The organism is Mucilaginibacter sp. (genome assembly GCF_964263795.1).
GTDB lineage: Bacteria > Bacteroidota > Bacteroidia > Sphingobacteriales > Sphingobacteriaceae > Mucilaginibacter.
This window is the reverse complement of sequence record NZ_CAXVWK010000065.1, coordinates 18,653-32,104: the sequence shown is the minus strand read 5'-3', so window position 1 is coordinate 32,104 and position 13,452 is coordinate 18,653. Positions and strand designations below refer to the sequence as shown.

General features: G+C 43.3%; 12 protein-coding genes. 4 read left to right on the top strand and 8 right to left on the bottom strand.

Annotated features, from left to right (window positions below; genetic code table 11):
- Positions 1 to 696 (top strand): FAD:protein FMN transferase (locus ACE5CV_RS12135; RefSeq protein ID WP_374950443.1); only part of this gene is annotated, 696 nt, incomplete at its 5' end.
- On the opposite strand, the gene ACE5CV_RS12130 is transcribed toward ACE5CV_RS12135, so the two are convergent.
- Genes ACE5CV_RS12130 through ACE5CV_RS12120 form a run of 3 tightly spaced genes read right to left on the bottom strand, consistent with a single transcriptional unit; the run spans position 693 to position 4,915 of the window.
- Entirely contained in the window at positions 693 to 2,888 is a 2,196-nt protein-coding gene (locus ACE5CV_RS12130) for a PepSY domain-containing protein (protein WP_374950442.1), read from the bottom strand. The two genes, ACE5CV_RS12135 and ACE5CV_RS12130, sit on opposite strands and share 4 nt — an antisense overlap.
- A gap of 15 nt (positions 2,889 to 2,903) precedes the next feature.
- Entirely contained in the window at positions 2,904 to 3,386 is a 483-nt protein-coding gene (locus ACE5CV_RS12125) for a DUF2271 domain-containing protein (protein ID WP_374950441.1), read from the bottom strand.
- A gap of 5 nt (positions 3,387 to 3,391) precedes the next feature.
- Complete coding sequence (locus ACE5CV_RS12120; protein WP_374950440.1) at positions 3,392 to 4,915, bottom strand: ankyrin repeat domain-containing protein; 1,524 nt, start codon at positions 4,913 to 4,915, stop codon at positions 3,392 to 3,394.
- A gap of 173 nt (positions 4,916 to 5,088) precedes the next feature.
- Between ACE5CV_RS12120 and ACE5CV_RS12115 the strand changes: the two genes are divergently transcribed.
- On the top strand, positions 5,089 to 6,504 hold the full coding sequence (locus ACE5CV_RS12115) for a glycoside hydrolase family 125 protein (RefSeq protein ID WP_374950439.1): 1,416 nt from the start codon (positions 5,089 to 5,091) through the stop codon (positions 6,502 to 6,504).
- A 10-nt stretch (positions 6,505 to 6,514) separates the two neighbouring features.
- Positions 6,515 to 7,591, top strand: a complete 1,077-nt coding sequence (locus ACE5CV_RS12110) for a glycoside hydrolase family 76 protein (RefSeq protein ID WP_374950438.1) — start codon at positions 6,515 to 6,517, stop codon at positions 7,589 to 7,591.
- A 76-nt stretch (positions 7,592 to 7,667) separates the two neighbouring features.
- Here the strand turns inward: ACE5CV_RS12110 and ACE5CV_RS12105 are convergent, their stop codons facing one another.
- On the bottom strand, positions 7,668 to 8,255 hold the full coding sequence (locus tag ACE5CV_RS12105) for a fasciclin domain-containing protein (RefSeq protein WP_374950437.1): 588 nt from the start codon (positions 8,253 to 8,255) through the stop codon (positions 7,668 to 7,670).
- A 308-nt stretch (positions 8,256 to 8,563) separates the two neighbouring features.
- Between ACE5CV_RS12105 and ACE5CV_RS12100 the strand changes: the two genes are divergently transcribed.
- Positions 8,564 to 9,283 carry a DUF481 domain-containing protein gene (locus tag ACE5CV_RS12100; RefSeq protein WP_374950436.1) on the top strand — a complete coding sequence of 240 codons (720 nt, stop codon included), beginning with the start codon at positions 8,564 to 8,566 and terminating at the stop codon, positions 9,281 to 9,283.
- Positions 9,284 to 9,304: 21 nt separating this feature from the next.
- On the opposite strand, the gene ACE5CV_RS12095 is transcribed toward ACE5CV_RS12100, so the two are convergent.
- The 4 genes from ACE5CV_RS12095 to ACE5CV_RS12080 all read right to left on the bottom strand — a co-directional run bounded on the left by ACE5CV_RS12095 (position 9,305) and on the right by ACE5CV_RS12080 (position 13,428).
- Positions 9,305 to 9,739 (bottom strand): CBS domain-containing protein, encoded by a 435-nt coding sequence (locus ACE5CV_RS12095; protein ID WP_374950435.1) that lies wholly within the window; start codon positions 9,737 to 9,739, stop codon positions 9,305 to 9,307.
- Between the two features lie 371 nt (positions 9,740 to 10,110).
- Entirely contained in the window at positions 10,111 to 10,437 is a 327-nt protein-coding gene (locus ACE5CV_RS12090) for a hypothetical protein (protein WP_374950434.1), read from the bottom strand.
- A gap of 2 nt (positions 10,438 to 10,439) precedes the next feature.
- Complete coding sequence (locus ACE5CV_RS12085) at positions 10,440 to 12,410, bottom strand: OmpA family protein (protein ID WP_374950433.1); 1,971 nt, start codon at positions 12,408 to 12,410, stop codon at positions 10,440 to 10,442.
- 16 nt (positions 12,411 to 12,426) lie between these two features.
- Complete coding sequence (locus tag ACE5CV_RS12080; RefSeq protein WP_374950432.1) at positions 12,427 to 13,428, bottom strand: PorP/SprF family type IX secretion system membrane protein; 1,002 nt, start codon at positions 13,426 to 13,428, stop codon at positions 12,427 to 12,429.
- Positions 13,429 to 13,452: the final 24 nt, after the last annotated feature.

The window sequence follows — 13,452 nt, the reverse complement described above, 5'->3', positions numbered from 1 at the left end:
CTTTCACAAATAACCGGCGGAGCATTCGATATTAGTTTCGCGGCAATGGACCGGATCTGGAAATTCGACGGCTCGATGACGGATATGCCCAGTCCTGAGGCCATTAAAAGGTCAGTCGCCAAAGTAGGCTATAGAAATATTATTTTGGATAGTGCTAACTCAACTATATTTTTGAAACTTAAGGGAATGCAGATAGGCTTCGGCGCTTTAGGTGAGGGCTATGCTGCCGACAAATGTCGTAAGATGATGCTGGCGAAGGGCATAAAAGCGGGCATTGTAAACGGCTCCGGCGATATGAGCACCTGGGGAAAACAACCCAATGGGCAATACTGGAGTATTGGCATCACCAACCCCATGCGTGAGGATACGGTAATTGCGGTTGTGCCGCTTAAACAGGCATCGGTTGTAACATCAGGTAGCTATGAAAAGTTTGTAGTGTTTAACGGCAAGCGTTATGCGCATATCATCAATCCTGTAACAGGTTACCCTGCAACAGGATTAACCAGCGTTACGGTTTTCGGCCCCAGTGCAGAGCGGGCCAACGGCTTCAGTACATCCATGATGGTTTTAGGTAAGGATGCCGCTTTAAAATTCATCGCCCGGTTCCCTGCTTATCAATATATCATCATAACTGATAAAGGTGAAGTACTATCTTCGCCGAAGTTACATTTCAATAAACGCCGTATAAAAGCTTAATAACAGTCCGTACGGATCTGGCCATGCGACTGGTAGTAACTTAAATCCTTGCCTGTTTTGTCCTTACAGATAGTTTCTAAAAGTTCCATAACATCCTTTTGCATCGCTAATGATCCGCAAATCATCACTGTACCACCGCCTGCTAGCATTCGCCCTATCTTGTCCGCATCCCTTGAGATCAGATGGTAAACATACTGTTTGTCGCCCTCGCGTGAAAATGCTACGTTAATTGCGCTTAATTTGCCCTGTGCGGTATTATCTGCTAAAAATTGTTCGTACTTATGGTAGGAATGCCTGTCGCGGAAACCACAGTATAATTCTACCGCTACCGTGCTGTCATTCTGGTTTATCATCCCCAAAAACGGCGCTATACCCGTACCGTTACAAATCATTACTACTTCTTGAGCATTAGCAGGGAAGTGAAAATGAGTATTGTCAACAACCCTGGCACTAATTTTTTGGCCAACTGTTAACCCATGTAAAAATCCGGAACCTATCCCATTTGAATGTAACCGTACACTCAAGGCGAGTTTCTTCTCTATTATGCCGATTGAATACAAACGCTCCCGGTGATCGTTCATAGGATAGATGGCCAGCAGGTCGCCAGACTTGGCACGAAGCTTTTTATCAGGCTGTAGCTTCAATGAAAATATGCCGTTTTCATGGTTGGCAAGTACAATGCCAGCTACGGTAAAACTTTCGAGGTCTTTTACCGGGATCTTTATTTGCTCGTTAATGCCGGTTAGTGCAATGCCCGACTGCTGCGACCAGGCCTCGGCCCAAAGCGCAAACTCGTCCGGCGAACGGTCGTTAATGGTGTGCGTATCTATTAACGCGGTAGCCCAGGTCTGGTGAGTCAGCAATTGCGCCGTTTCGAACCCAAATTTGCAAAAATCTGAATAAGAATGGGATCCGAAACATACAACGCTGTATTTAAGTGTATGATTTTGAGGTTTTTTGGCAAGCATCGATGCAAATCTATTAGCATTAGTCGGCGCATCGCCAAGGCCGTAAGTAGCCGCGAAGATCAATAAATGCTCGACTTGCGGATAAGTTGTGTAACTATTAAGCTCACCTATGTAAGATTTTTCACCAGCCCGTAATAATTGCTTATGAACCGCGCGGGCAAAGCCAAAAGTGTTACCATTCTCTGATCCAACTAAAATAATAAACTTACATTCGGCTGCTTTGAATTTGTTTTTTGTGCGGTTTGCCCTTCGCTTTAAAGTGATGGCAAATCCTGAAAAGATAAAGAAAAGGATATTTGCAGACGCTATCGCTAAAATAATCGCCCAGATAGCGCTTCCCCGGCCGGTGTGCAGGTCGAGGCTTAGATTAGTGACCATTACTGCCATCGGATATTTTACTTCGCCTAGGATGTCGCCGGTTATTTGATTCACTGCCAACTCACCTGTTTTAAGTTTTATCGTATAGTAATCTTCTACATCCTCTGAAAACGGAAATTCGATGGACTCGACATCCGATAGTTTGGTTTGTTTAAAAATGGCTATATCAGTTAGCTTTCTCTCCGGTGCCGATCTGATCGCATCAATGTCGATCTTAGGGCTAGCTTTCGGTGTACTGAAAAGGCCAAAACGCGCTAACGACAAAAAGGTTCCTGTTACCGCGATGATCAGGATTGGTACAAGCGACCAGCGGCCTAGCACCACGTGGTAATATTGGGCAAAATTATCGCGCGCTATTTTTGTAAAAAAACGCTTTAGACCACGCTGCCGCTGGATGATGAGTATAGTGCCGGATATCGTGGTAAGCATTAGCAAAAACGCAGTAAGGCCTATAAAAAAACGCCCCGTTTCATGCAAAAAAAGGGAACGGTGCAGTGCGGTAACCCATTCAAAAAAATAACTTTTATTGCCTGGTACGCCCAACTTTTTACCGGTTAAAGGGTCAATGTAGGCCAGCAGTTTTTTGCCATTGGCATCGCTGCCGCTTACTTTAACAAAATGATTTGCATCAATCGTGATTTCGCTAATGCCGGGGTATGTATTACGAATAACTGGTAGCGACTGAGCCAGGGTAACGCTGGCAAACTGCTTGGCGCTGTAAGGCTGAAGTTTTTCTGCAACCGGCTGAAAGGCGAGAATAATGCCGGTAATTGCCGCCAGTGACAGTAAAAGAAAAGAAGATACGGCCAGGGCTAAGTGGCTGTATCTCCAAACCGAAATGGTCATAAATGTATTTTATACTTAGTTAGGGGTAAACCTTACGTAACGGATGTACCCTGTGCCTTCGTTTTTTGCAGAAAGGGTTTCGGTCGTAAGCGGCACTTCCAGGTCTTTTACATTGTATTCTTTATCTTCAACGGCACTTTCAAAACGAAGTTTGTAGCCGGCATTGATCTTTGAGTTTTCTATCTCAATCACATTTACGCTGCGGTCGCCGCCTGTAACCGATGCACCGGTGATAGCGCTGATATTTGCAGGTTTTTTTGAATTGAACGCATGCCATTCTTTCAACCCATTATACCATTTTTTGTTAGAACCGAGTACATAAAGCGTTTTTTCATATCCGCCTTTATTATTAATTAACGATATGGCTATATATGCTCCCTCGCCCATATAGTTGGTCATTTGAATCATGCATTTGTACCTGGTAGTTTGTGCTGATGATTGGGTAGCGGTAAAAGTTAAGTTGAGCAGCAATATTGCCGCGATGTAGGATCTAAACATATATTTTATTTCAGAAAATTAACAGATGTATTATTCTTAGTTAACGACTCGTTTTCGCTGGCGAGATCGAACGCAGTTTCTTTGAAGTTGGTTACTGCGTCTTTTTTGGCACCTATCGATAACAGATACTTCATGATGGTGTCGTCCTTAGCTATCATGGCAGCTTTATGGAGTGCGGTTAGCCCTTCCGTATTTCTTGCATTTACATCGATACCCAGCGGCTCTAAACGTTTAAGCAATGCCAGGTTACCTTTAGCCACAGCTACATGATATAAGGTATTACCATTTTTTTGCTGGGCGGCAATATTAAGCCCCTTATCTTTTAGGATGGCAAGCTTCGTATCAAAATCATCCTGCCTAGGTGTGCTGCCCTGGGCAGCAGGTCCGCCCTGGCCTTGCTGCGTACGATAGGCATCTACTATATAATAGGCAAGGTTATTACCGTTTTTATCTACAGCAGTTACAGATGCTCCTTTAGCAATCAGGTAGTTTATCACGCCTGCGGTATTGTTACCTACTGCCAGCATCAATGCTGTCTGCCCTTTTTTATTTGCCAGATTAACGTCCTTTACTTTTGGTGCCAGTAGTGCTAATACGGCAGTATCGCGTGTTGATGCTGCGGCATTCATAAACGCAGTATTACCATTTTCATCAGGTTGGTTTACATCTACCCCTTTCGACAAAAAGTATTGGATCACCTCTAATTGGTTTGGTTTGCGTACCACATAATGTAAAGCGGTTTCGCCGCCTTTACCTTTAACGTTAGGCTTCAAGTTCAGGCTTTCTAAATATTGATACACCGGTAAACCGATGATGTTGCCGCCATTACGGCCACCACCAGCCTGCGCAGCCATTAACACAGCTGTTGAATTTGGTTTTACACCTTTTTCAACCAATTTTTTTAACAATTCGATATTACCCGAACGCGCGGCGTAACTAAACGCATTGTTTCCCGCAGCATCTACGCTGTTTATCTCCAAACCCTTAGATATGAAATAGTTGGTTAAAGTAAGCTCTTTATCATTAGCGATACCAGCAAGCAGCGCGTTTGCACCATCCTGGTTCAGATCGGTTTTAAGATCAACCCCATGAGACAGGAACTGTTCGTATATCTGCACATTGGTTTGGCCGGCACCGGCCGCAAAAAGCATGGGCGTTGTACCGTGGCTATCCATTAAGCTTGTTTTTGAACCTTTGTCTAATAAATATTTGACCAACTCGACATTGCCCTTATTGGCCGCCCAATGCAGATAGATCCGGCCATCGTGTGTTGGCTTAGTCACCTCGTTACCCGGTTGGCTCAGCAAATATTCTATAGATTCATTAGGGGCGCCGGCATTTATAGCCAGCACAACCGGATCAAAGCTATTACCATTAAACTGAGATGGGCTGTTTCCATCTGCAACTGCTGATTTTACTGCATTAGCATCAGGTAAACTTTTCCAAAAAGCCTGATCCAAAAGTTTATTTTGTTGGGCTTGTGATGACAAAGCACCAACTAACAATAACAGGGTGAAAAGATTTTTCATTTAACGTGTTTAAGAATATCCGAAATTAATAAGAATCAGTCTAAATAAGAATAATAATTTCAAATATTTTTTGCTTCCTCTCTTCATCGAATTTTAGCAGTTTCATAATCGGCATTCATTTGCTTGATAAGAATTTTATAATTTAGGCTTTCTAACACTACCAAATATCAACTATGAAACGAAGGCAATTTATTGGCAGCAGTGCCATATTAGGCGCAAGTTTATTTGTAAACAAACTAGCTGCTGCAGGTGATGCAGATTTTCCGACAGTAAGAGTTGCAGCGGCCCATCGTAAATTCACCAGCAAATCTGTGGAGCTGGCCATTAAAGAATTTAAAGCAAAAGTGAAAAACCCTGAACTGGGCTGGCTTTTCGAAAATTGTTTTCCGAATACTCTGGATACGACAGTTACGTATAAAGTTGCTGATGGCAAACCTGATACTTACGTTATTACCGGTGATATCGACGCGATGTGGCTGCGTGATAGCAGTGCGCAGGTTTGGCCTTACCTGGCGTTTATCAACAAGGATGCAGAACTAAAAAAATTGGTGGCAGGTGTCATAAATCGCCAGGCAACATGTATTCTGCGCGACCCTTATGCCAATGCATTTTACGATGACCCTAATAAAGTTGGAGAATGGAAGGACGATGTAACGAAAATGAAGCCGGGGCTACATGAGCGCAAATGGGAAATCGATTCTTTGTGCTACCCTATCCGCCTGAGCTATAAGTATTGGAAATTGACAGGTGATACATCGCCATTCGATGCCAAATGGAAATCGGCCATCCAATCTGTACTGAAAACATTTAAAGAGCAACAACGAAAAGACGGTGATGGCCCCTATTCGTTCCAACGTAAAACATCATGGGCTACAGATGGTGTTCCAATGAATGGCTACGGTTACCCGGTAAAACCGGTGGGACTTATCTGCTCGGCTTTCCGCCCAAGTGATGACGCGACTATTTATTCTTACCTTGTTCCATCCAATTTTTTCGCAGTAACTAGTTTAAGACAAGCTGCAGAGATGGCGGCTGCTATTGCAAAAGACGGCACTCTTGCAGCCGAATTAACAGCACTTGCCACTGAGGTTAACGGCGCCTTACAAAAGCATGCCGTAATAGATCACCCTGATTACGGTAAGGTTTACGCTTACGAAGTTAACGGCTATGGTAGCTACAACTTAATGGACGATGCAAATGTGCCAAGCCTTTTAGGGATGCCATATCTGGATGCTATCAAAAATACCGACCCAGTCTACATCAATACACGCAAGATGCTGCTTTCGCTCAATAATCCTTTCTTTTTCAAGGGTACTGCCGGCGAAGGAATAGGCGGGCCGCACATTGGTAAGGATATGATCTGGCCGATCAGTATTATCATCCGGGCGCTAACCAGTAACGATGACGCCGAGATAAGGCAATGTATAGAAACACTGCGTAAAACACATGGCGGCACCGGCTTTATGCATGAGTCATTCCATAAAAATGACCCTAAGAATTTCACCCGTAAATGGTTTGCCTGGGCAAATACGCTTTTTGGTGAATTACTTTGGGAAACTTACGCTACCAAGCCGCAGCTACTGGCTTAAAACCGCAATTATGAAACGCATTTGCTCAATACTACTTCTTACCACTTTAAGTGCAGCTTCATCGGTAGCGCAAACTGCCGGTTACAAGGCGCAAATTTCGCAGCTGGATAAAAATATTTATACAGTATTTTATGATAAACCAACGGGCCTTTATTTAGAAACCAATAACGTAGCCGAAAACAAAGGCCAGCATTCTTATCTGTGGCCCCTAACGGCTTTGTTGCAGGCGGCAAATGAACAGGAAAGCCTTGCGCCCGGCAAGCAACATATTGCGCAGGTGATGAAAGCCATAAACCAGTACTATAGCGGCAGGGCACCTGCGCCGGGTTATCAGGCAATGGTTGTTAAAGAAAAAGCTGACACCCGCTTTTATGACGATAATGAATGGATAGCCATTGCGCTTATGGATGCCTATAACCGCACGCATAATCAGCAGTACCTTGAAACCTCTAAATTGATCTATCGTTTTTTGCTAACCGGTTACGATGAGGCAACAGGCGGCGGTTTTTATTGGGAAGAAGGTAATTTGAAAAGCAAGAACACCTGCTCTAACGGGCCGGCAATTTTAGTAGCGCTGCGATTGTATCAGGCAACTAAGCAACAAAATTATCTTGACACTGCTATAAAGGTTTACAGCTGGACAAAGCGCAACCTGCTATCGCCAACCGGTGTTTATTTTGATAACATCCGGGTGCCGTCTCTAAAAATAGATTCTGCACTTTACACTTACAATGCCGGTACAATGATGCAATCGGCGGTATTGCTGTACAATATCACCCGCAATAATGCTTACCTCACAGATGCAATTAACTTAGCCAACGCATCAGAAAAGCAATTTTATAGGAATGGAAAACTGCCCGACAACTATTGGTTTAACGCGGTACTACTACGCGGTTACCTGGAGCTATATAAGGTAGATAAAAACAAACAGCGCTTGCAGTTTTTTATCAATGATGCCAACCGCATCTGGAAAGAAGAAAAAGATGACCGCGGATTTGTTGGACGCAAATCCGTAAAAACACTTATTGATCAATCGGCCATGTTAGAGATTTACGCAAGGTTGCAAGAGTTACAATTGGAAAAATAGATTCGGACGTTTATCCCATCAAATCTTAAAAAACACAAAAGCCCGGCATAACCGGGCTTTTGTGTTAGAAAGTTTACTATTTTTTGGCCGGTACAAGGATGCCGTTAATGCCATCTACAACACCATTTGCACCTATCAAGTCAAACAAAGTGATCTGTGCAGAACCGCCTGTAGCGTTTGCCAGCTGCACCTTACTGCCCACTAATGACATAGTCAGCGTTTGGCCGTCTAAAGTGGTTAGGGTTGCTTTACCTTTTCCTGCAGTCAAGGCTTTTACAATATCAGCCTTGGCATATTTGCCGTTTACTACGTGGCCTTTTAACAAGGTACCCAGTGCAGCAGGGTCTTTCATCAGGCTATCCAGCTTACCTGCAGGCAAGTTACTGAATGCGATATTATTTGGAGCAAAAATGGTGTAAGGACCGCCGGTTTTTAGGGTGGCATCTAAGCCTGCCGCCTTAACTGCTGCTAAAGCAGTAGAGTAATCGGCATTGCTGCCCAAGGCACCTACAACGTCACCTGCGCCTTCTGTAGCAGTATTGGTGGTGGTTGTAGTAGCGGTGATTTTCTTCGCCGTGTCTGTCGGGGTGGTTTGTGCAATTAAGCGGCCGGCGGTTAAAGTAAATGTTAATACTGCGCCAACCATTAAAAGTGATTTTTTCATGTTCTTGTGTCTATGATTTCTACTTGGTTAATGCGTATTTGTATCTCTATAAGTATGTTGTTTTATTATCGATAGTGATTTTATAACTTCTCAAAAAAGTAAATTGTTTAAATAAAATTCATTTTCGCCTGTTTATAAAGTAAATCATCGGCCAATTGTCAAATCCAAAAACAATACATTATTTATTCAAAATACTTATTTACAATTAGTTAATAACCAAACAAAGTCTAATCAGATAAATTAAAACTGCCAATGTTTAAAAACGTTAGTATTTGAAAGCAGCTACGCCTATTCTCCTAAAATATTGCATGAATAAATTTTACCTAACCATTTTCATCTGCCTGTTTGCATTAACAGCAAAGGCCCAATTTAATGATACCACGCACTACCACGCTATGCTGTCATCAACAGGGTCTATAAACAAATCAAATACGGATAAGGCTTATCTGCTTAACAATTCGCTCAACTTCGGAATAAAAAAGAATAGTATTGTGCTTAATGCCACCAATACATGGGTGTACGGCAAACAGAATGCACAACTCACCAACAATGATTTTTCGTCTGCGCTGTTTTTCAACCTTTATAAAACGTTTAAGCATTTTTACTACTGGGGGCTGGCTAATTACAATACCAGCTACTCGTTAAAGGTAAACAACCAATTACTGGCAGGGCTTGGGGTTGCATACAGCTTTGTAGATAAACAAACCGCATACGTTAATGTTAGCGACGGCGTGCTATACGATAAGAGCAACTTGCTTACAGATTTGAACTACCACACCTACCGCAACTCGTTACGCGTGCAGTACCATTTCTTGATCAAAGAAATTGTTACGCTGGATGGCAGCAACTTTTTGCAAAGTTCCTTCTCCGACAAAAATGATTACATCATCCGCTCCAGTACAACCCTTGGGTTTCGGCTGCGCAAGTGGATAAGCCTGACTACCTCGCTTAACTATAACAAAATGAATATCACCAATAGCGATAACCTTAACTTTACCTACGGCCTGGTATTCGATAAATATTTTTAGCGCAGCATATACAGTATCTTACTACGTTGTATGGATGTAATTGTGCAACTGGTCGATGGTTTCTTTTTGCGAGTGTATTGTTTCATAAACTACATCATTGATAGAGATGATACCGCAAAGCTTTCCCGCATCGTCAAAAACAGGCAGGTAGCGAATATTTTTTTCACTCATCATTAGCATACAAGTATCCACTGTTGAGTCTGGCGTAATATGCGGTAAATCGTTGCTCATTATTTCACCCGCGGTAGTATCGTCCGAGTGTTTACCCATCAGGATAATTTTGCGGGCATAATCGCGTTCTGTAACCAGCCCCAGATATTTATCGCCATCAGTAACAACCACAGACCCGATGTTTTTTTCGGCCATTAGCTTAAGCACATTAAGCACCGTGGTAGCAGCCGAAACGGCAATAACATTATTCCCCTTGCGGGCAAGGATGTGTTTTACATTCTTCATAATTGATACAGGTTAGTTTGGTTGGTTTAAATTACAATTTAACTTGTAGAAAAACAAGAAGTTAGCAAAAAAGTAGCCTGGCCGGATTTCAACAACAGGATTACATAATTGTCTCGTCGCCGGCTTACTGGTTGCTACGAGCTTTGCCAATTGAAGTGCAAACTCAGTTATACAACCTTCTTCCGGCTTTAAAAGGGCACACTTGTACGGCAGTAAGGCCAGCTGAGGTTAAGAACGATTAAGATCCAGTTGCTGTCGAATTACTTAAACACCGACTTTGGGGTTGTTGGCTGATTTGGATAATTATCAATTTGATGAAATACACATCAGAAAAAAACCTGCAATGGTGCATTGCAGGTTTTTTTGCTTTATTAATAAAACTCGGGTTCTATAGCCGTTGCCAGCAATGCTTTGTGGTGCTTATCAAAAAGCTTTTTCCACCAAAACTGATAGTTTCGGGGATGTACCACCCTATCTTCATAGTCTTTTTTGCAAAGGCTTTCCATGGCAAGTAACTTGTACATCACCTTGCGCGAATGGTCAACCACTGCATGCGACCGCTCGGAATAGCCCAGCGTACTATTGATTTCCCGGTTAGTTTTCCCTAACAGGATGTAGTTAAAAATGTCTACATCTAAGGTTGAAAAGCCTTTTGTTTTAAGGTTTGGTCTGGTTAAACTTACTGCGTGCTCTCTCATAACTATTCTAATTTTAAAACGGTAAATTCTGTTCGTCTGTTCAATTGCCGGCCGGCCGGATTATCCTTGCCGTCAGGAAGCTTATTCGGCGCTATCGGCTTACGCTCGCCGTAGCCTTTTGCATAAATCCTGCTGTCATCAATACCCATGCTGATAATATAGTTGACACAGGCTTGCGCGCGTTTTTGCGAAAGCCGTATATTATATTTATCACCACCCTTAGAGTCGGTATGTGATCCCAATTCCACTTTTATTTTGGGGTTATCCTTCATGATTGTAACCAATCCGTTTAGCACTAACTTAGATTGCTGACGTAAAGTGGCTTTGTTGTAATCATATAACACGTTTGCGATGGTTATTGGCTTGGCAACCTTAAAAGCCTGCAGGCATATTTCCGGATTAAACAATGTGTCATTGGTCATTTTTCCGGATGACGGCACCGGCAGTACCTTAGTGAAATATCCCTGTTTTTCGAGCACGATACTATATGGCCTGCGGGTTGTTACATCAAAATTGTAAAGGCCGTTTTTGCCTGCTACCATTGTTTTAACAGTTCGTTTAGACAGCGAATCAACAAAGCTTACTTTCACACCTTCAAGTGCTATGCGTGTATCGCAATCTGTCACCAAGCCTGTAAGCAGGTGCCTTTTGTCATATACCTCGAATAGATTAAGGCAGCAGTCTGATTCCCGGTCAGAACTGATGTAAAACCGGTTTGCATCCTTGTTATCAGGCATGTAGTACAGATCATCTTTGGCGCTGTTCATAGGGTAACCCATGTTCTGCGGCGTACTCCAGTTTAATCCGTCGTACGTACTTTCAAAAAAATCGAACCCGCCTAATCCCAAAAATCCTTTCGAGCTGTAAATAAGCCTTTTTTGGTTTACATCATAGTAGGCGCCCTGCTCATCCAGGCTGGTATTAATGTCTTTACCCAGGTTGCTGGAATTTATCGGGTTGCCATCGCTACCCAGGTCAGCATACCATATATCGTACCCGCCCTGGCCACCCGGTTTGTTAGATGTGAAGTACATTCTTTTCCCATCCGGCGTTATAAACGGCTGTATAGTGTTAAAACCATCGGCATTTACATTAGCGTTCAGTTTTTTAGGTTCTCCCCATTTACCTTCACGAAAATCACTGTAATAAATAGCATGAATGGTCTTGCTACCCTCTTTAAACCAGCGGGTAAAGTACATTTTGTCGCCTGCCGGGTTAAATGCAGGTGTCCCGTACTCCAATTCCTGCACCTTGTCATCACCTGGAAATTTGATTGACTGCGGATCGGCAGAGCGTTCATTGGTCATGATATAAACCCGGTTAAGGTGTTTTTTATCATCCTTTACAAACCGTGATGACGTGAAATAGTTATTGCCGTCGCGCTGTACCAGGGAGTAGTCCGATCCGTCAGAATTCCAGGTGCCTTTGCGCTTGGCAACCTCTATCAGTATCGGATACTGATATTCCTCTTTAGCAAATCGGCAGTTACGAATTTCTTTAATTGCCATGGCGTTATACTTACTGTCACCTTTGTAGCCCGCATTAAATTGCTGAAGTTGGTTAATGGCTTCGTCAAAGTGCTGGTTGGCGCGAAGGCAAATACCGTAGTACAAGCGGGCTAACGGATATTTACTTTCAAAATTTTCATTCAGCACACGATGATACCAAGGCTCTGCTTCCAGGTAATTCTCATACAAACGATACGATTCGCCAAGTTGAAAACAGATGTATGCCCTGTCTTCGGGTTTACCTTTTTGCGTAGTTTGGCTTTTACTGCCCGCGCTATATGGCACCGATTGTGTTTTAATAAGGCTCAACCCCTCTGCCCCTTTGCGGTAGTAAAACGCTGCTTCGTAATAATCTTTATTGGCGAAAGCCTTATCGCCAAGTGCACGGGGATTATCTTTACTGAACTGGGCGAAAGCGCCGGTGAGCGCGGTAACTAATATGATTAATAGTGTTAGTTTTTTCATAGGTTTTGGTTTAGGGTTATAACCTTGGGCATATTGGCTCGGGTTCGTCGATATGTTTTCGGAAAACATAACTGATGGACAGCTCTAAACCGCCTTGTCCAAATGTTGCCCGGTTTAAGGATGAAGTGTTAAAATCATAGCTGGCGCCAATAATCAAACTACTTGCCCTGAAGCCAACATTGGCGATAGCGGCATCCTGAAAACGATACATTGCCCCCATAATGAGGCCTTTGTCATTTTGGAACTTCAATTCAGAATACGCCCCAACCGCCCGTTCCTGAGCCTTTTGCTGACGCATGTAAATACCGTGCGGTACTATGTCGAAATAATCCGATGCTTTGATCCTAATGCCTGCGTGGGCCGTGTAACGGACAGGAAGAATAGCCCGGCTACCCCCAACGGCGAACGGATCTTTTGACCGTGAAAGATGGGCGGCGCTGAACCCGCCGAACAGGTTGGCGCTTTTGGCCGGATCGCCGTCGTAATAAAAAATACCAGCACCGGCATCAAATATGGTTGAATTGGTGTTCAGGAAATTCTCATTACTCGGCAAGGTTGGATCGAAACCGCTACCAGGGTTAAACTGACTGCCGAACTGGGCTTTGGTAGCGTCGAAACTGCGGTTAATTATACCCGCCTGCACACCAAAACTCAGTTTTTTGAATCCATCATATGATACCGGGACAGCATAACCAAAAGATGCGTAAGCCGCGAAGTAATTGTAACCGATATCTCCCGCTGCCTGGTTGATCACGTTAAAGCCAAGGCCAACTTTTTCGGTGGGGCGATAGTCTAAAGACAGCGCTCCTGTTTGATAGGCATTGTTGATGTTGGCATATTGATTTTTAAAATTCGCGTTGATCCTGGTGTCGCCGTTGATGATACCTGTTAAAGCAGGATTTAAATATAGCGGATAAGCATAGTATTGTGAAAAATGCGGATCTATTTGAGCAGCCAGGCGGTTGGCTGCTCCTATCTGGAACAGCACCGCCATTACAATTATTATCGATTTTTTCATGTGAATAGATTTAATTACAGGTAA